This is a genomic window from Sporofaciens sp. SGI.106 (assembly GCF_050314255.1).
Lineage (GTDB): Bacteria > Bacillota > Clostridia > Lachnospirales > Lachnospiraceae > Claveliimonas.
Genome location: NZ_JBNPMZ010000007.1, coordinates 44729 through 62474, shown reverse-complemented (window position 1 = coordinate 62474; position 17746 = coordinate 44729). Strand labels below are relative to the sequence as shown.

Sequence of the window (17746 nt, the reverse complement as noted above, 5' to 3'; positions counted from 1 at the left end):
AGTGCAGGGCGGATTCATTTTATCCCTGTGTAAAGCGGGACAGGAATTGGCGGGTACGCTCTTCCTTAGGATGTTCAAATACCTGAAGCGGGTCACCCTGTTCCAGGATATATCCATCATCCATGAAGATTACCTGGTTTGCTACGTCTCTTGCAAATGCCATCTCATGGGTGACAATAATCATAGTAGTGTTTTTATCGGCAAGCTCTTTAATAACCTTCAGAACCTCTCCTGTAAGTTCAGGGTCAAGTGCAGAGGTAGGTTCATCGAAACAGAGAATATCCGGCTGAAGAGCCAGAGCCCTTGCGATGGCCACACGCTGACACTGTCCTCCTGACAGTTGGTGAGGGTAATTGTTCATGCGGTTGCTGAGTCCCATCTGATCCAGAAGAGATTCTGCCTGTTGGCGGATTTCTTCCATAATTTCTTTCTTACGGCTCTTATAATCCGGTTCCTCCTGGGCGAGCAGCTGTTTCGCCAGCATAACATTTTCCAGGGCAGTATACTGAGGAAAAAGGTTAAAGGATTGGAATACCAGACCAAAATGCAGACGTTTTTTGCGGATGGCGGATTCCTGAAGTGTTCCGGAGTCGGAGGCATCAAAGAGTGTTTCGCCATTAACACGAATGATTCCCTTATCCGGCTGTTCGAGGAAATTCAGGCACCGCAGAAGAGTGGTCTTACCGCTTCCCGAAGATCCGATGATGGAGACAACCTGTCCCTTTTCAAGAGAAAAGCTGATGTCTTTCAGAATCTGTGTATGGTTAAAAGATTTACAAATATGTTCTACTTCTAAAATTGGCATATGTTTTTCCTCCCTTTATCTGAAATAATCCAGTTTTCTTTCCAGACGTCCCAGTAATACAGTTAGAATACCATTAAAAATAAGATAGTAAACGGCAGTGAAGAACAGTGGCCAAATGGCACCTGAAATACCCTGAGATCCCTTCATAAATGCCTGTCCTGCCCAGATGATCTCCTGAAGCGCAATAATACGGGCCAAAGAAGTATCTTTTACTAATGTGATAATCTCATTTGACATAGGTGGAACAATACGTTTAATCATCTGAAGTAATTTTATTTTGAAGAAAATCTGTGATTTTGTCATACCGAGCACCAGGCCGGCTTCCTCCTGACCAACAGGTACACTTTGGATGCCGCCTCGATAAATTTCGGAAAAATAGCAGGAATAGTTGATGATAAATGATACGGATGCGGCAAAGAAACGGCCGGTTTCGCCGCCGCCCCAAATCGGGTTATGTAATACAAGGCCGGGAAAATAGTAAAAAATAAGGAGCTGAATCATTAGCGGGGTACCACGAACAACCCAGACGATGAGCTTTGTAAAATAGCTCAGGGGTCTGAAACGTGACATAGAACCGAATGCAATGATAAGTCCCAGCGGGAAGGCTCCGATGAGAGTTACAAAAAATAATTTTAAAGTTTGAATAAAGCCGATATTCAGGGATTTAATAACTATCGGCATCTGTTCCATAATCTGTTCCATAGGAAAACCTGCTTTCTTTTGTTTAATCCTTTTCAGTGAAAAATAGAGAGCGGGAATCCGCCCTCTATTCATGGGTCATCTAAATTCTACTCGAGTATAAATTGAACTTTACTGTTCAATTACGGCATCCTGAACACCATATTTCTCTGCACATTTTAGTAAAGATCCATCTGCGTAGCTGGAAGCAAAGAAATCATTCAGAGCCTTTGCAAGGTCAGAGCCTTTACGGAAACCAACACCATACTCTTCGCTGTTAAGCTCAACTGTGTGTGTCAGGTTAGCATAGCTTGTTCCTTCTCCGATCATGGCAGCAGCCATTAATAAGTCGATAACTGCAGCGTCAGAAGTTCCGGCGGATACTTCCATAAGAGCGTCAGCCTGTGCAGCAACAGAAGTGTAGTTCAATCCCAGTGCACTGACTTCTGCTTCTCCGGCACTTCCGGTCTCTACTGCGAAAGATAAATCAGCGAGGCTGTCTTTATCCTGATATTTATCAGCCTTGTCAGCAGGAACAACAACGACCTGCGCATTCTTACAGTATGCATTAGAACATTCCATAGCGCTTGTTACTTCATCGGTAAGTGTCATACCATTCCATACACAGTCGATGGTTTTTCCATCAAGTTCCATAATCTTGTTGTCCCAGTCAATCTCTACAAATTCAACGTCTACTCCAAGACTTTCTGCAAAAGCTTTCGCCATATCAGCATCAAAGCCTACCCACTCATCGCTTCCTTCTTCTTTGTAGTCCATTGGCTCAAAATTTGTGATACCTACTACCAGAGTTCCTTTATCCTTAACATACTCGGAATCACTTGCGGCTTCAGCAGTTTCTTCAGATTTGCTATCTGTGCTTTCCGCGTTTTCGTCAGAACTGGAAGAGCTGGAAGAACCGCCACATCCGGCAAGGGACAGAACCATGGTTAAAGTCAGCATCATTGCAATTAATTTCTTCATAATACCTTCTCCTTGACCTGTTTTTTATAATTCACGTTACAATATTACCAATTTACCAAGCTAAAGTCAACAGAAATATTATTTTTCATAGAAAAAGGAGCTCTGGAACAAGTTTGTTCAAGAGCTCCTGACTATGATACCTACGGATTGTTTCGTACTTTGTACTCTGGTATCATAGGACTATAATGCCTCGCCTGTAAGCATCTCATATGCCTGAAGATATTTGTTAATCGTTTTCTCTACAATATCATCAGGAAGAGTCCAGTCATTGTCCGGATTAGCTTTCAGCCAGTCGCGGGCAAACTGCTTGTCAAAGGACGGCTGTCCATGTCCTGGTTCATATCCTTCTGCCGGCCAGAAACGGGAGCTGTCCGGTGTGAGCATTTCATCACCGATTACGATGTTACCATTCTCGTCCAGACCAAATTCGAATTTAGTATCTGCAATAATAATGCCGCGGCTCAGCGCATAATCAGCGCATTTTTTATAGAGGGCAATTGTACAGTCACGTAGCTTGGCAGCATATTCTTCTCCTTTGCCAGGGAAATATTTTTCCAGATGAGCAATACTCTGTTCATAGGAAATATTTTCATCATGATCACCGATTTCAGCCTTGGTAGAAGGAGTATAGATAGGCTCTGGCAGTTTGTCAGATTCTTTCAGACCTTCCGGCAGTTTGATGCCGCATACGGTGCCGTCTTTCTGATAGCTTGCCCAGCCGCTTCCGGTAATGTAACCACGAACAATACATTCAATAGGAAGCATCTCCAGCTTTTTGCACATCATGCTGTTACCGTCGAACTTTGGCTGCTGGAAAAATTCAGGCATATCTTTTACATCGGTAGAAATCATGTGGTTTGGAAGAATGTCCTTTGTAAGGTCAAACCAGAATTTGGACATCTGTGTCAACACCGTTCCTTTTTTGGTCACTTCATTTTTCAAAATGACATCAAAACAGCTGATGCGGTCGGTTGCGACCATAATCAGACTGTCGCCATTATCGTAAATCTCACGTACTTTACCTTCTTTAATAGGTTTCATTTTGTGCACCTCGCTAATTTTAATTTTGATTAGTTAACTATATATAATAGCTAATCAGATTTTGGGGCAAAAAGCAAGAGAAAACAGGGAATTTGTTTTTTTAATCTGCCAGATACACTTCTGCGTAATAAACTCCATATGATAACGCAGTGGCATGGTCAGGTACATAAATATCTATTTTTTTGCCTTTGATCGCACCGCCGGTATCTTCTGCTACATATACATTTCCGTTAATAATAACACGGGAACCGAGTGGAATGACACTTGGATCCACAGCTATGGTACGTCCCGGTGTTGCAACAGTACCGGAAGCAGTTCCATTTCCCCATCCGCCGCTGCAATAGTAACATGGGCAATAATGGGTGATGCGGAAAGAGCCAAGACTTGTCTTGCCTTCGGTTGGTGCGGTTGGCGGAGTTACCGGGGCGGGTGCTGAATTGTTGGTTCCACCCTGATTATTGTTTTCAGCCTGTTCGGCAGCTTTCTGTGCAGCCAGTTGTTCTGCTGCTTTTGCTTTTTCCAGTAAATCAGTGTACTGATTTAATTCACCGGAAGTAGAAGAAATCTTATTTTCCAGTTCTGTGCACTTGCTGTTTAATTGTTCTTTCAATTTTTCCAGTTCTTTTTGCTGATTTTGCAGTTCTTCGCCTTCCTGGCGAATTTCATTTTGAGTATCTACAAGTTCCTGCAGCATTTTGCGGTCATACTCACTTACATTTTTGACGAAATCGGTCTTGTTCAGAAAATCACTCATACTCTCCGCAGAACAGATCAGTTCAAGGAAAGTGGTGTCTCCGGCTTCGTACATATACTTAATCCGAAGTTTCATTGCCTCATATTGTTCTTCGCCTTTTTTCTGGGCTTCATCCATCTGAGACTGCGTGTCGGCCATAACCGCCTGGGTCTTCTCGATTTTCTGAGAGAGAGCATCCAGTTCACTGCTCAAAGTATTCAGTTCATTATTCAGATTGTTTAATTCACCCTGCAGCCCTGCGGTCTTTTGTTCCAGCTCCGCAGAGGAAGGTTCCGCGTGTACATGGAAGCTGGTGCTTCCCATGGCTGCGATGCAAATGGTAACGATGCCTGCACGCAATCCACGACGCAAATTTTCACTCATCATAACAACATTTCCTTTCTTTTTTTCAGCGAATGCTTTTATATTATACAACAAATTGCTTTATTACGCAAATTTTGTTATGATGGTAGCGAAGTAGAGATTATTTATCTCACATATGTATGAAATTAAGAATTGAGAATTGCGAGGATATAATCATGAAGAAGTATGAAGAAGAACATTATTTGTTTGAGAATATCAAAGACCATATTTACCCGTGGGTAAAGGAATCTCTTGTAGATCATGAGGCCTTGAATGGAAAAATGATCTCTGAGAAGGATACGCCTATTGTATCTTTCGTTGGTGATCTTATGGTTATCTTTGTCATAGAGCGCGGGGCAGACACATATGAAATCATAAAAGATAATATGCTCCCGCCGGATTGTGATATTGAGGCTCTCTATTATAAGGCATGTGAAAATCTGGCGCGGGATGTGGAATTTGTGGTATCTCATACCTGGTATGGGGGATTTGGTATTGTGGCAGATGGGCATCATGAAGCCAGTTCTCTTTGCTTCAAACATATCTGGAGTATGTGTGCAGACAAACTGGAGGATGATCTGATTATTATGGCACCGGCAAAGGATACGGTTCTTTTTGTTCCGGCGTCCCAGGAAGAAACTGTCGAGAAGATGGTGGAATTCGGAAAAGAAGCATATGCAAGGAATCAGGACAGAATCAGTACCAGGCTGATGATATTTACGAAAGATGGGAAGGAACTGATGATTTATGATGACAAAAAGCATTAAGATGATCGGACTTGACCTGGATGGAACACTGCTTACCAGCGGAAAGGTTTTGACGGCACATACACAGGAGGTGCTGAGAAAGGCTATTGAACAGGGTGTGGTGGTTCTGCCTGCTACGGGAAGACCCTTTACGGGAATTCCGGGAGAGGTAATCCAATTTCCGGGGATACGTTATGCACTGACCGCGAATGGTGCAAGAGTGATAGATATGCAGGAACACAGAATCGTGTATGAATGTCTGGTGCCTTACGAAACAGCAAAGAGGTTACTGGATATTATGGGAAAGTATGATGCGATTCTGGAAGTCTATTATGACGGTGTGGGATACGCCAGTGAACATATGCTGAACCGGGTAGATGAATTCTTTTCGGAGGCGCCTATGGCAGAGTATGTGAGGAGTACCAGAAGACCGGTGCCGGATGTACGTTCCTTTTTTGAAGAACATCATAGAGGTTCAGATAAGGTACAGGGGGTATTTCTGAATCAGGAAGATAAGAAAAAAGCCTTAGAAGAGATATTGAGGGAAGTTTCGGATGTAGAGGTGACAGGCGCACTAATAAATAATATCGAAGTAAATGCAGCAGGTGTGAGTAAAGGGAAGACGCTTGTCAATCTTGGAAAACTTCTGGGGATCAGTCGGGAAGAGATTATGGCGTGCGGAGATGGAACCAATGATACGGATATGCTTCGGGAGGCAGGACTTGGAGTCGCCATGGCAAATGCGGTCGATGAGGTGAAGTGGTCTGCCGATGTTATTACTGCTTCGAATGACGAAGAAGGGGTTGCAAAGGCAATCGAAAAATACGTATTAAAATAGTAGAAAATAAAGGAGAAAAACTATGTTAGATTTTATCAAGGTTATCATACTTGGAATCGTAGAAGGTATTACGGAATGGCTTCCGGTCAGCAGTACCGGTCATCTGATTCTAGTGGGGGATTTATTAAAACCCGGCATGAGTGATGCGTTTATGGAGATGTTTAATGTGGTCATACAGCTTGGAGCCATTATGGCGGTTGTGGTACTGTATTTTCACAAGCTGAATCCATTTTCGCCGAGAAAAAGCAAGAAACAGAAGCTTCTGACCTGGCAGATGTGGATTAAAGTGGCAATTGCATCTGTTCCGGCGGCAGTCATTGGATTAATCTTTAATGATTATCTGGATGCGATTTTTTATAAACCTTTGCCGGTTGCAGTCATGCTGATTGTTTATGGTGTGTTATTTATTATAGTAGAAAATAGAAATAAAGGTGTAAGACCTAAGGTTACCAGAATTTCTGAACTCACAGTCCAGATGCTGATCTGGATCGGTGTATTCCAGATGCTTGCACTGATTCCCGGAACATCCCGCTCGGGAGCAACGATCGTAGGAGCGCTGCTGATTGGCGTGTCCCGTGAAACGGCTGCTGAATTCACATTCTTCCTTGCAATCCCGGTTATGTTTGGCGCAAGTTTCCTGAAACTGCTAAAATTTGGTTTCCATTTTACCGGTGCTGAATTCGGGCTTTTGATGTTGGGATGCATTGTCTCTTTCCTGGTATCCGTTGTGGCAATCAAGTTCCTGATGGGTTATATTAAGAAGAATGATTTCAAAGTGTTTGGTTATTATCGGATTATACTGGGAGCGTTAATTCTGATAATTTCACTTGTAAAAATAATTATTGCATAAAAATAAGTGGCTTTTCTGCATAAAATTAGGCGGGAAAGCCACTTGCTTTTTGACGGAAACGTGTTAGAATATGTACTAGGCTTGAATTATTATGCAAAAAAATGAATCAAAAATAGTGGAGGAAAGAATCATGAAAATGAAAAAGTTAGTAAGTCTGGTATTAGTAGCAGCATGTACATTATCTTTAGCAGCATGCGGTTCCAAATCAGAAGAGGCATCTTCATCTGATGAAGGAAAGAAAGAAACACTGGTTATGGCAACAAATGCTGAGTTCCCGCCATATGAATATTATGAGGGAGAAGAAATTGTAGGTATCGATGCAGAGATTGCAGCAGCAATTGCTGAAGAGCTTGGCATGGAACTGAAGATTGAGGATATGGCATTCGATTCAATCATCGGGGCTGTAACAAGCGGTAAAGCAGATATTGGTGCGGCTGGTATGACGGTTACACCGGAACGTGAAGAGAGTGTTGCATTTACAGATACTTATGCACATGCAACACAGGTTATCATTGTAAAAGAGGACAGCGAAATTGCAGGTCCTGATGACCTTACAGGAAAGACAGTCGGTGTTCAGCTTGGAACAACAGGTGACATCTATGCAGAGGATATCGAGGATGTAACTGTAGAGCGTTACAATAAAGGATTTGAGGCTGTTCAGGCTCTGACACAGGGTAAGATTGATGCAGTTGTTATCGATGGTCAGCCTGCAAAAGAGTTTGTAGCAGATGCTGAGGGACTTAAGATTCTGGATGAAGCATTTACAGAAGAAGATTATGCAATTGCAGTTGCAAAAGACAACACAGAGCTGGTAGAGAAAATTAATGATGCACTTGCAAAATTAAAAGAGTCCGGAAAACTGGATGAGATTGTTGCAAAATACATTTCAGCAGATGACGCTGAGTAATTGGAAAGATAAGGATAGAGGGTATGTTACAGTCATTTCAGGACAGGTTTGATCTTAACTTCATACAGGATAACCGCTGGAAATACATATGGGATGGCCTTGGAGTTACGCTCAGAGTTACGTTTTTTGCGGTCATTATCGGTATTGTAATTGGTTTTCTGGTAGCAATTGTCCGGTCAACTTATGATAAAACAGGAAAGCTCAGAATCTTGAACTGGGTTTGCAAGGTTTATCTGACCGTTATCCGGGGAACACCGGTCGTTGTACAGTTGTTGATTATTTATTTTGTTATTTTCGGAAGCGTAAACATCAGTAAAGTTCTGGTAGCGGTTATGGCATTTGGTTTTAACTCCGGTGCATACGTGGCAGAGATATTCCGTTCCGGAATCATGTCTATTGATAATGGACAGTTTGAGGCGGGACGAAGCCTTGGTTTTAATTATGTGCAGACTATGGTTTACATCATTATGCCGCAGGCATTCAAGAATGTACTTCCGGCGCTGGGTAATGAGTTTATCGTACTTCTTAAGGAAACATCTGTATCCGGTTATATTGCGCTTCAGGATCTGACAAAGGGCGGCGACATTATCAGAAGCCGTACTTACGATGCGTTTATGCCTTTGATCGCCGTTGCAATTATTTATCTTGTAATGGTAATGATATTTACCAAGCTGGTAAATATTCTGGAAAGGAGGCTGAGAAACAGTGACCACTAATGGAGATACATTAATTAAGGTTGAAGAGGTTCACAAGATTTTCGGAGATCTGCATGCACTGAATAATGTGTCAGAAGAGATTCGGAAAGGTGAGGTTGTAGTAATCGTAGGACCGTCAGGTTCAGGTAAATCTACATTCTTACGTTCGCTGAACCTGCTTGAGACTCCGTCCAGAGGACATATTTATTTTGAAGGAACGGATATTACTGATAAATCAGTGGATATCAACAAACACCGCCAGAAGATGGGAATGGTGTTCCAGCATTTCAATCTGTTCCCGCATAAGACTATTTTGCAGAACATTACTCTTGCACCGATTAAGCTTTTGAAAAAAAGCAAAGAGGAGGCAGAAGCACAGGGAATGGAGCTTCTGAAGAGAGTAGGACTGGAGGAAAAAGCAAACGCTTATCCGTCCCAGTTATCCGGTGGACAGAAGCAGAGAATCGCAATTGTCCGCTCTCTTGCAATGGATCCGGATGTGATGCTTTTTGACGAGCCAACGTCCGCTCTTGATCCTGAGATGGTTGGTGAAGTTCTGGAGCTGATGAAACAGCTTGCGAGAGACGGAATGACCATGGTCGTGGTAACACATGAGATGGGATTTGCTAAGGAAGTAGCGACAAGAGTGATCTTTATGGATGAAGGTCAGATCAAGGAGCAGGGGACTCCGGAAGAGTTCTTTGAGCATCCGAAGGATCCGAGACTTCAGGAATTCTTATCCAAGATCTTATAAAATAATAATGAAAATAACAGCCCTGTCGATTGATAGAGATATTGATCGGCAGGGCTTTTTTATGCTGGGATTAATTATAGATAACGCCTATAAATATATTAAAATTATTGATTAGTGTCTGGATTTATCCCTATGTTATTATAAGAGCAGGAAGGTATATAGTGTCGGTGTAAACCGCTGAAAAGGGAATCCGGTGTAAGTCAGGAACAGCCCGCTCTACTGTGAGATGGACAATGATTCAAATGAGCCACTCGTATGGGGAAGGCAGAATCGGAGGGTGAAGTTAAGTCAGGAGACCTGCTATATATGACAAGGTATTTCGGTGGGGAAAATACAGTATGGACTGTATTTTCTGCACCCTTTTTTATACGATAAAAATGCTCTGCGAGAATACAGGACCAGTGTAAAAGAAAATGACGGAGGAAAATGAAATGGAGAAGAAAGAGGAATTATTGAAAAAGCTGTCAGACTGCGTATTTGATATGGAAGACGAGGAAGTCGTGGATGTGGTAAAAGAGTACATTGCCTGTGGATTCGACCCTCAGGAAGGTATGCTTTCAGGTCTTGTTGATGGTATGAAAAGAGCAAGTGCCATGTATGAAGAGGGTGAGTACTTTGTACCGGAGCTGATTGTCTGTTCAGATGCGATGTATGCCGGTATTGAAGAGTTTCAGAAATATCTTCCGGAATCTGCACATACCAGTATCGGTAAGGTTGTGATCGGTGTTGTAGAAGGTGATACTCATGATATCGGAAAGAATCTGGTTCGGATTATGTTGGAAACGGGAGGATTTGATGTACATGACCTGGGACGTGATGTGCCGACAGATGCATTTGTAGATTATGTGAGAAATAACGATGTAGATATTGTGTGTATGTCTTCTCTGATGACGACGACGATGCCGGGAATGAGTGCGGTAATTGAGAAGCTGAAAGAAGAAGGACTTCGGGATAAGGTGAAATTTATGGTAGGCGGAGCACCGGTTTCTCCGGCATTTGCGCAGAAAATCGGTGCAGATGGATATACCAGAAATGCCATTGAAGCGGTGGCTTTCGCAAAAGAATTAGTGGGTGCATAAATCTGAGGAGGTGTTGAATTATGATGGGGAAACGTGAAGCGGTAAAAGCAATTTTAGAAGGAAGAAGTGCAGACAGAATTCCTGTGATTATGAATGCATTTTCATTACCGGTTATGCAGCATGGATATTCTATGCTGGAGGTTCTGACCACTCCTGAAAAGATGGCAGAGTGTATGATAGAGACGCGAAGAAGATTAGGATATGATGGACTTGTCGCCGGAACCTACAGTATCTGTGGTGCTATTGCGGGACATCTGGAGAATATGGATGGGAATATTTCCATGGATGGAAAAGATACCATACATTCATTGGAGGAACTGGAAAAATTAAAACCATATGATCCGAGTCAGGATTTTATGATGCAGAGTCTTTTAAAAACCATTGAGATCATGCGCAAAGAGGAACCGGATGAACCAATCTATGTCATTACCATGCATCCGACTTCAGAAGCATTTTCACTGATCGGTGCAACACCATCCTTTAAGACTATGATTAAAAATCCGGAATTTTTCAGAAAAGTGGCAGAGTATGTAGAGGATGCATGTCTGGAAGCATGTAAGATGATTGCAGCAGCGGATATTGACTTTTTGTGGTTCCCGACACCGAATTTCGGAGGATATTGTATTTCCAGAAAGACCTATGAGAAGTGTATTTATGAGAGTAATGTCAGCTTTATGAACAGGCTGAAAGAAACCGGGACTAAGGTTGTTCTTCACACCTGCGGACTTTATGATGACAGACTGGATCTGGTATTGGACGAGCATGGAGATGCATGGCATATAGCGGATACTACTACGAAAAAGATTAAAGACGAATATGGGGATAAGGTGTCTTTGATGGGGTGTATTCCAAGTGTTGCGGTCATGATGGAGGCACCGGAAGATGAGTTGTACCGGTTCGCATATCAGGAGTGTATGGACGGAGCGAAGGATGGAAGATTTATCCTGAGTGCAGACTGCGATGTTCCGCCTTCTACCTCGGATGAAAATATGAGGGCGGCTGTGCGTGCGGCAAAAGATGCGGAGAAAGTGCTGTTTGGATAGGAGAATGTGAGCGATGGATATTCAGATTGTCTCAGGGTTCCAGGGAACAGGAAAAACTACATTTTTAAATAAATATCTTCCTTTACTAACGGGAAAAACAGCCGTGATCCAGAATGAATTTGGCGAGGTGCCGTTAGAGACGGGGGAGATGGCAGGAGATTTGCCTGTGAAGGAATTGAATGCAGGGTGTATTTGCTGTAGTCTGGCGTTGGACTTTAGAACCGGTATCATGGAGCTTGCGGCAACTTATCATCCGGATCATATTGTTATCGAGCCATCGGGAATCAGCAGTCTGTCAGATATTATTAAAACCTGTATCAGTCTGCGGGAGAAGGAGGGGCTTTCTCTTGAGATTACAAAGATGATTACGATGGTTGATATTGGAGATTATACCGGATGGGCAGAGGAACTGGGGACATTTTACATGGATCAGATTCGGCGCGGACGCTGCATTCTCCTGCGGGGCTTCGGGGAAACGACGGAGGAAGAACAGTTGGAATGTATTCAGGCACTGGAACAGGAGAATCCGGAAGCGGTAATTTGTAAGGAAGACTGGAGAAATCTTTCGGATCATGAGCTGATGCGTCTGATTGAGGAATCCGGGGATTATCTGGAGGAAGCACGGGATGTGCAGGATAGGAAAACGGCATTGAAAATCCGCAGACCGGGAAAATAAGGATGTGTTTTTGAGAAGGAGCAGATTATGAATTATGAAGAATTAAAAAGAGAAATGAGCAAACAGAAAGATGAGATGACGGCAGCGGAACGTATGAAAGCCTATAATGCAGGGGAAGAGGTGGATTATCAGCCATATACATTGCAGGCACCGGATCCGGCTATGGCGGATATCTTCGGCTATACAACAACTCAGTTTGCAAAAGATTTTGAGGTGAAAAGTGAGATTATCCGGAGACGGAAAGAGGATTTTGGATTAGACAGCTTCAATGTTGGTCTGGGACTGAAAACGATTGGTGCTGCGCTGGGATCTAAATTAATGGCTCCGGAGCATGGTATTGACTATGTAGAAGAGCATGTGTTGAAAGATTATGCGGATTTTGATAAACTGGAAGTAACGGATCCTTATAAAAATCCGGTTCTGGCACCGATTTTGGAAAGCGCAAAGAGGCTGAAAGACCGGTTTCCGGATATCAGTATGACCACCAGTGTGGCAGGCCCCATATCTACGGCTATTGCTGTCAGACCGGTGGAGCTTGTACTTCGGGATACCCGCAGAAATCCGAAAATGCTGCACAAACTTCTGGATTTAACCGTGGAATGTTCCTTGAAATGGTTCGAAGCTTTTAGGCATGAGTTTGGTCCGGTAGCAACTAATTTTTCGGATCCGGTTACCTGCATGGATGTAATCAGTAAAAAGCAGTTTGATGAATACTCCCTTCCGTATATTAAGCGTCTGATCGATGGAACGGAAAAGATCATGGGCTCCAGGCCGGGAGCACACATCTGTGGAAAGACAAGCCCAATCTGGAGTGATCTGGCAGATGCGGGACTGTTTTCCTTCAGTATTGATAACTGTGAGGATCTGGCCAAAGCTAAGGCAGCAGTTGGAGACAGAATGCGATTTGCAGGAAATGTTCCGCCAATTGAGGTGATGAAAGATGGTACGATTGATGATGTAATCGAGTCCTGTAAGCAATGTATGCTGAAATGTGCGGATAATCCGGCAGGCTTTATTCTGAATACCGGATGCCAGCTTCCAATCGGAACGCCAAAACGTAATGTGGAAGCATTTATTTATGCCGCACGGAAGTATGGTAAAGGGGCAAGACTGGGCCATATGCCGAAGGGACTGGAAAACTAAAAATGGGGATATAAGGAGAGAATAGAATCATGGCAAGGTCAAAAGAAGAATTATTAGAAGCTTTATCTGAATGTGTAGTAGAGATGGAAGACGAAGAAGTTGTAGACGTTGCGAAGGAGTACATTGACGCAGGATATCCGGCATTCGATGGAATTATGGAGGGACTTGTGGATGGAATGAATAAAGCCAGCGATCTTTATGATGCAGAAGAGTACTTTGTAACGGATGTCCTGCTTTGCTCGGATGCCATGTATGCAGGTCTGGATGTGTTAAAACCACACCTTCCGGCTGAGGACAGCAGTGTGCAGAAACCGAAGGTGGTTATTGGTGTTGTGGAAGGGGATACTCACGATATCGGCAAGAATCTTGTGAAAATTATGCTGGATACGGCAGGATTTGAAATGTATGATTTGGGAAGAGATGTTCCGTTGGATAATTTTGTGGATAAAGCACTGGAAGTGGGAGCTTCTATTATCTGTATGTCTACGCTGATGACAACTACAATGGTTGGAATGAAGACTGTAATTGAAAAACTGAAAGAAAGAGGAGTTCGTGACCAGTTCAAGATTATGGTAGGAGGAAGTCCAATCTCCCAGAGATATGCAGATGAAATCGGAGCAGATGGATATTCGGTAAATGCTGTAGAAGCAGTGAAACTGGCGAAGAGCTTAATGGGAATCGAGTAGTAGGAGGAAGCGACTTGTTAACAGAAAAAGAACGTTTGGAAAAAGTATTTCATCATGAGGAGGTAGACCGTCCGCCATGCATCTGCCCCGGAGGCATGATGAATATGATTACAGCGGAACTTATGGATACCTGCGGTGTGACATGGCCGGAGGCACATACGGATGCGGAGATGATGGCAAGGCTTGCACTTGCCAATTACGAACAGGGATGTTTCGAAAATATCGGAGTGCCCTTCTGTATGACGGTAGAGGCGGAGGCACTTGGAGCTGAGGTGACAATGGGAACAAAGATATTTGAACCCCATGTGACCGGATATGCCATTGACTCTGTGCTGGATTGGAAGAAGTTAAAGCCGGTTAATATCGAAGAAGGAAGAGCAAAAGTAGTTATCGATGCAATCCGGATTTTAAAAGAAAAGAATCTGGATGTGCCAATTGTAGGAAATATTACCGGACCGATCAGTACAGCAAGTTCCGTTATGGAGCCGGTGAATTTTTATAAAGATCTCAGAAAACATAAAAAAGAAGCACATGAATACATGACATTTGTGACAGAGCAGATTATTGATTTTGCAAGAGCACAGATTGCAGCTGGAGCAGATGTAATTGCTATTTCAGACCCGAGCGGAACCGGAGAGATTCTGGGACCAAAATATTTCGAGGAGTATGCGGTGAAATATCTGAATATGGTTCTGGATGGACTTCAGGATGAGAAAATGGGAACTATCGTTCATATCTGCGGACAGATGAAGAGTGTATACCGGCAGATTGATATGGTGCACAGTGATGCACTCAGCTTCGATTCGGTAGTCCCGATGAAGGAAGCAAGAAAGAATCTGGAGGATCGTGTGCTCATGGGAAATGTCAGTACCTATGCGCTGGAATTCGGTGATCCGGAGCGCGTGGCAAAACTGACACGTAACTGCGTTGCGGGAGGTTCGAATATCATATCTCCGGCATGCGGTTTGGGAACAAAATCCCCGCTTGTGAATATTCAGGCGATTTTGAAAACATTGAAAGAAGATGAGGTAGCAGCTGATGCCTAAAATAACTGTTTGGCCGGAAGGAAAGATTTACGAATATACAAAAGGAAAAACGTTGTTGGAAATCCTTCTGGCTGAGAAAATATTTGTAGACAATCCCTGTAATGGAAAAGGTGTCTGCGGGAAATGCCGTGTGAAAATTTTAAGCGGTAGTGTGCCCGAAATCTGTGAGACAGAGAGTAAGCTTTTGAAAACAGAAGAGATAGAGGCGGGGATCCGATTGTCATGTCTCGTGAACCCGGAGAATGATCTGGAGATAGAACTGCTCACAAAAGAGAAAAAGCATGAGGTGCTGACTACCGGCTATATTCCGGAATTTGACTTTGACCTCGATATTGAAAAGCGGGTTATAGAAATTCGGAAGCCTACTTTGGAGGATCAGACACCCCTTGAAGATCAGATAAAAGAACAGACCGGAATGAGGAAAATCAGTTTCCGGGCTTTGCAGTCAGCATCATTCATACCGGGAAAAGTGACTGTGGTTCTCCATGAGGGAGAAGTCATCCAGATTGAAGAAGGAGATACCACAGATTCTTTATATGGAGTGGCGATTGATATCGGGACAACTACGGTAGTCTGCGCGCTGATCGATATGATCACTGGAAAAGAGCTGGCGAATGCATCCATGATCAATGCACAGAAGCACTTTGGTCTGGATGTTCTTACGAGGATTACTTATGAACTGGAGCATCCTGAGGATGGAGTAGAAAAATTACGCAGCGCGATTGTGGAGTCTATCAACGATATGATTTGTGATATATGCAGTCAGGCAGGGATTTCAAAGGAACAGATCTATGAGATTGCAGTGGGAGCAAACTGCACGATGATGCATATGCTCCTTGGTGTGGATGCAACTCCGATTGGAAAAGCACCATATGCTCCGATGTTCGTTAAAGCCAGAGATATTCCGGCAGAACTGATAGGCATTCATGCTGCAAAAGGGGCAAGGCTTTATTGTCTTCCGTCTGTATCTGCTTATATTGGTGCGGATATTGTGGCAGGGGCCTATGTATGTGAACTGAAGAAAGAAGAGGGAAATGTACTTTTCATAGATATCGGAACGAATGGAGAGATTGTTTTATCGAATCGAGGGGAGCTTCTGTGCTGTTCCTGTGCAGCGGGACCTGCACTGGAAGGAATGAATATCAGCTCCGGTATGCGTGCAGCCGAGGGAGCCATTGAAGATGTGCAGATTACTGAAGAAGGCGTGAAACTGAAGGTCATCGGAGACGAACCTCCGGCAGGAATCTGCGGAAGCGGAATTCTTGCTGTGGTAAAAGAACTTTTAAAGTCCGGGCTGGTACGTAAGGATGGCGCATTTATAAAAAAAGACAAGCTGGAGGAAACGGATTACCGTTATCCTATGCTGCAGCTTGATGGAAGAAAAAGAGAATTTATTATGACCGAAGAGCCGGAAAAGCTTTTGATCACACAGGGAGATGTGCGTCAGGTTCAGCTTGCCAAGGGGGCCATTTTGTCTGGATTCATTGCATTACTTAATAAAGCCGGAATTCAAATGGAAGATCTGGATAAGGTTATGATAGCAGGACAGTTTGGTGCCCACCTGCCGGCAGACAGTCTGACAGGAACGGGAATACTGCCCAAAGAAGTGGAAGACAAACTGGTATATGTGGGAAATTCTTCCAAGACCGGAGCTTACATGGCACTAATGTCTGCAAAAGTAAAACGGGAAATGGAAGAACTGGCTCACGATATGGACTATATGGAACTGGGGGCAACCAAAGGATATGAGAGACTCTTTTCCGATTGCCTGATTTTCCCGGATTTTAACAAATAGTGACAGGAGAAATATAATATGGGAAAAATTGTGGATTTTCAATGTACCTATGATAATGCAGTTGGTATCAGCGGTGCAGTGACAGAGAAACTGAACCTGACATTTCCGGATGCATATCTTCATTGGGATACCATGGCAAAGATCGCGCTGGAAATTAAGAGACAGGAGGATGTATGCTTTTGTGAGCTTCCGTTCTGCCACACTTTAGAAGCGGAAGCCATGGGTGGAATCGTGAATCTGGGAGATGCACTGACAGGACCAAGGGCAAAAGAATATATCTGTGAGACACCGGAGGATATTCTGGCTCTCCCGGAGATTGATTATGAAAAAGGCAGGATCAGCGAGACTTTAAAAGCCTGTAAATATTTGCGGGAGCAGGGTGAGAATGTAGTTCTTCTGATTTCCGGTCCGTTTACGATATTGAATGTGCTGATGGATGCAAGACTGGTGTTTCGATTTATGAGAAAAACCCCGGATAAAATGCAGCAGGTATTTGATAAATTTGCAGAAGAACTGCTTCGTTTTATTGAAAAAGCAGTCGATAATCAGGTAAATATTATCAGCTATGCAGATTCATCCGGCGGACTGAATATAATCGGACCGAAGAACACAGAGTATATGATGGAGAATTTTACATATCCGTTCCTTGAGCGTGCGGAGAAGATCGTTGCCGGAAAAGCACAGATTTTCCTTTGCCCGAAGATATCCTTTGCCCTTCTGGGTACAGAAAAAATGCGGTGGAAGGATATCCCCGTGGAAGAATCCATGCGTTATGTGGATGCGGCGCTCAGTGTGAAAGAACAGGCACCGATCGTGGGACAGATGTGTATAAAAAATACAGGTTTCCGTGTGCAGAAAGAAATAAAAGCAGTGGAACTTGTGTAGGA

General features: G+C 43.4%; 19 protein-coding genes and 1 riboswitch. Of the genes, 14 read left to right on the top strand and 5 right to left on the bottom strand.

Features of this window, described 5'->3' with window-relative positions; translation table 11 throughout:
- Positions 1–19: 19 nt before the first annotated feature.
- The 5 genes from ACQRCC_RS07195 to ACQRCC_RS07175 form a co-directional block, all read right to left on the bottom strand.
- The gene (locus ACQRCC_RS07195) at positions 20–805 is read right to left on the bottom strand and encodes an amino acid ABC transporter ATP-binding protein (protein WP_427850137.1); all 786 of its coding nucleotides are present in this window, start codon (positions 803–805) and stop codon (positions 20–22) included.
- A gap of 15 nt (positions 806–820) precedes the next feature.
- A complete protein-coding gene (locus tag ACQRCC_RS07190) occupies positions 821–1507 on the bottom strand; it encodes an amino acid ABC transporter permease (protein WP_427850136.1) in 687 nt (228 codons plus the stop codon).
- Between the two features lie 108 nt (positions 1508–1615).
- On the bottom strand, positions 1616–2464 hold the full coding sequence (locus tag ACQRCC_RS07185) for a transporter substrate-binding domain-containing protein (RefSeq protein WP_427850135.1): 849 nt from the start codon (positions 2462–2464) through the stop codon (positions 1616–1618).
- Positions 2465–2644: 180 nt separating this feature from the next.
- Complete coding sequence (locus ACQRCC_RS07180) at positions 2645–3514, bottom strand: phosphoribosylaminoimidazolesuccinocarboxamide synthase (protein ID WP_427850134.1); 870 nt, start codon at positions 3512–3514, stop codon at positions 2645–2647.
- A 91-nt stretch (positions 3515–3605) separates the two neighbouring features.
- On the bottom strand, positions 3606–4625 hold the full coding sequence (locus ACQRCC_RS07175) for a 3D domain-containing protein (RefSeq protein WP_427850133.1): 1020 nt from the start codon (positions 4623–4625) through the stop codon (positions 3606–3608).
- Positions 4626–4777: 152 nt separating this feature from the next.
- Between ACQRCC_RS07175 and ACQRCC_RS07170 the strand changes: the two genes are divergently transcribed.
- From ACQRCC_RS07170 to ACQRCC_RS07105, 14 genes are all read left to right on the top strand, one after another.
- Positions 4778–5368 (top strand): hypothetical protein, encoded by a 591-nt coding sequence (locus ACQRCC_RS07170; protein WP_427850132.1) that lies wholly within the window; start codon positions 4778–4780, stop codon positions 5366–5368.
- Positions 5352–6185 (top strand): Cof-type HAD-IIB family hydrolase, encoded by an 834-nt coding sequence (locus ACQRCC_RS07165; RefSeq protein WP_427850210.1) that lies wholly within the window; start codon positions 5352–5354, stop codon positions 6183–6185. The genes ACQRCC_RS07170 and ACQRCC_RS07165 overlap by 17 nt, the downstream gene beginning before the upstream one ends.
- Positions 6186–6207: 22 nt before the next feature.
- A complete protein-coding gene (locus ACQRCC_RS07160) occupies positions 6208–7035 on the top strand; it encodes an undecaprenyl-diphosphate phosphatase (protein WP_427850131.1) in 828 nt (275 codons plus the stop codon).
- A 130-nt stretch (positions 7036–7165) separates the two neighbouring features.
- A complete protein-coding gene (locus ACQRCC_RS07155; protein ID WP_427850130.1) occupies positions 7166–7942 on the top strand; it encodes a transporter substrate-binding domain-containing protein in 777 nt (258 codons plus the stop codon).
- Between the two features lie 23 nt (positions 7943–7965).
- A complete protein-coding gene (locus tag ACQRCC_RS07150; RefSeq protein WP_427850129.1) occupies positions 7966–8658 on the top strand; it encodes an amino acid ABC transporter permease in 693 nt (230 codons plus the stop codon).
- A complete protein-coding gene (locus tag ACQRCC_RS07145) occupies positions 8648–9391 on the top strand; it encodes an amino acid ABC transporter ATP-binding protein (protein ID WP_427850128.1) in 744 nt (247 codons plus the stop codon). The genes ACQRCC_RS07150 and ACQRCC_RS07145 overlap by 11 nt, the downstream gene beginning before the upstream one ends.
- 142 nt (positions 9392–9533) lie before the next feature.
- Positions 9534–9710, top strand: a riboswitch (cobalamin riboswitch).
- Positions 9711–9822: 112 nt separating this feature from the next.
- Positions 9823–10470: a corrinoid protein gene (locus ACQRCC_RS07140; RefSeq protein ID WP_427850127.1), complete on the top strand. Its 648-nt coding sequence runs from the start codon at positions 9823–9825 to the stop codon at positions 10468–10470.
- Between the two features lie 20 nt (positions 10471–10490).
- A complete protein-coding gene (locus ACQRCC_RS07135; RefSeq protein ID WP_427850126.1) occupies positions 10491–11513 on the top strand; it encodes a uroporphyrinogen decarboxylase family protein in 1023 nt (340 codons plus the stop codon).
- A gap of 13 nt (positions 11514–11526) precedes the next feature.
- Positions 11527–12189 (top strand): GTP-binding protein, encoded by a 663-nt coding sequence (locus tag ACQRCC_RS07130; RefSeq protein ID WP_427850125.1) that lies wholly within the window; start codon positions 11527–11529, stop codon positions 12187–12189.
- A gap of 27 nt (positions 12190–12216) precedes the next feature.
- Positions 12217–13332, top strand: a complete 1116-nt coding sequence (locus ACQRCC_RS07125) for a uroporphyrinogen decarboxylase family protein (RefSeq protein WP_427850124.1) — start codon at positions 12217–12219, stop codon at positions 13330–13332.
- 29 nt (positions 13333–13361) lie between these two features.
- Positions 13362–14018: a corrinoid protein gene (locus ACQRCC_RS07120; RefSeq protein ID WP_427850123.1), complete on the top strand. Its 657-nt coding sequence runs from the start codon at positions 13362–13364 to the stop codon at positions 14016–14018.
- Between the two features lie 14 nt (positions 14019–14032).
- Positions 14033–15064 (top strand): methylcobamide:CoM methyltransferase MtbA, encoded by a 1032-nt coding sequence (locus ACQRCC_RS07115; RefSeq protein WP_427850122.1) that lies wholly within the window; start codon positions 14033–14035, stop codon positions 15062–15064.
- The gene (locus ACQRCC_RS07110) at positions 15057–16859 is read left to right on the top strand and encodes an ASKHA domain-containing protein (RefSeq protein WP_427850121.1); all 1803 of its coding nucleotides are present in this window, start codon (positions 15057–15059) and stop codon (positions 16857–16859) included. Before ACQRCC_RS07115 ends, ACQRCC_RS07110 begins: the two co-directional genes overlap by 8 nt.
- 18 nt (positions 16860–16877) lie before the next feature.
- The gene (locus tag ACQRCC_RS07105; protein ID WP_427850120.1) at positions 16878–17744 is read left to right on the top strand and encodes a uroporphyrinogen decarboxylase family protein; all 867 of its coding nucleotides are present in this window, start codon (positions 16878–16880) and stop codon (positions 17742–17744) included.
- Positions 17745–17746 lie beyond the last annotated feature (2 nt).

Bases quoted from the DNA above. Each gene is read 5' to 3' on its own strand.
- ACQRCC_RS07195 (WP_427850137.1), bottom strand. From the start codon at position 805: ATGCCAATTTTAGAAGTAGAACATATTTGTAAATCTTTTAACCATACA.
- ACQRCC_RS07120 (WP_427850123.1), top strand. From the start codon at position 13,362: ATGGCAAGGTCAAAAGAAGAATTATTAGAAGCTTTATCTGAATGTGTA.
- ACQRCC_RS07190 (WP_427850136.1), bottom strand. From the start codon at position 1,507: ATGGAACAGATTATGGAACAGATGCCGATAGTTATTAAATCCCTGAAT.
- ACQRCC_RS07110 (WP_427850121.1), top strand. From the start codon at position 15,057: ATGCCTAAAATAACTGTTTGGCCGGAAGGAAAGATTTACGAATATACA.
- ACQRCC_RS07130 (WP_427850125.1), top strand. From the start codon at position 11,527: ATGGATATTCAGATTGTCTCAGGGTTCCAGGGAACAGGAAAAACTACA.
- ACQRCC_RS07175 (WP_427850133.1), bottom strand. From the start codon at position 4,625: ATGATGAGTGAAAATTTGCGTCGTGGATTGCGTGCAGGCATCGTTACC.
- ACQRCC_RS07160 (WP_427850131.1), top strand. From the start codon at position 6,208: ATGTTAGATTTTATCAAGGTTATCATACTTGGAATCGTAGAAGGTATT.
- ACQRCC_RS07155 (WP_427850130.1), top strand. From the start codon at position 7,166: ATGAAAATGAAAAAGTTAGTAAGTCTGGTATTAGTAGCAGCATGTACA.
- ACQRCC_RS07135 (WP_427850126.1), top strand. From the start codon at position 10,491: ATGATGGGGAAACGTGAAGCGGTAAAAGCAATTTTAGAAGGAAGAAGT.
- ACQRCC_RS07170 (WP_427850132.1), top strand. From the start codon at position 4,778: ATGAAGAAGTATGAAGAAGAACATTATTTGTTTGAGAATATCAAAGAC.
- ACQRCC_RS07150 (WP_427850129.1), top strand. From the start codon at position 7,966: ATGTTACAGTCATTTCAGGACAGGTTTGATCTTAACTTCATACAGGAT.
- ACQRCC_RS07125 (WP_427850124.1), top strand. From the start codon at position 12,217: ATGAATTATGAAGAATTAAAAAGAGAAATGAGCAAACAGAAAGATGAG.
- ACQRCC_RS07185 (WP_427850135.1), bottom strand. From the start codon at position 2,464: ATGAAGAAATTAATTGCAATGATGCTGACTTTAACCATGGTTCTGTCC.
- ACQRCC_RS07165 (WP_427850210.1), top strand. From the start codon at position 5,352: ATGACAAAAAGCATTAAGATGATCGGACTTGACCTGGATGGAACACTG.
- ACQRCC_RS07105 (WP_427850120.1), top strand. From the start codon at position 16,878: ATGGGAAAAATTGTGGATTTTCAATGTACCTATGATAATGCAGTTGGT.
- ACQRCC_RS07140 (WP_427850127.1), top strand. From the start codon at position 9,823: ATGGAGAAGAAAGAGGAATTATTGAAAAAGCTGTCAGACTGCGTATTT.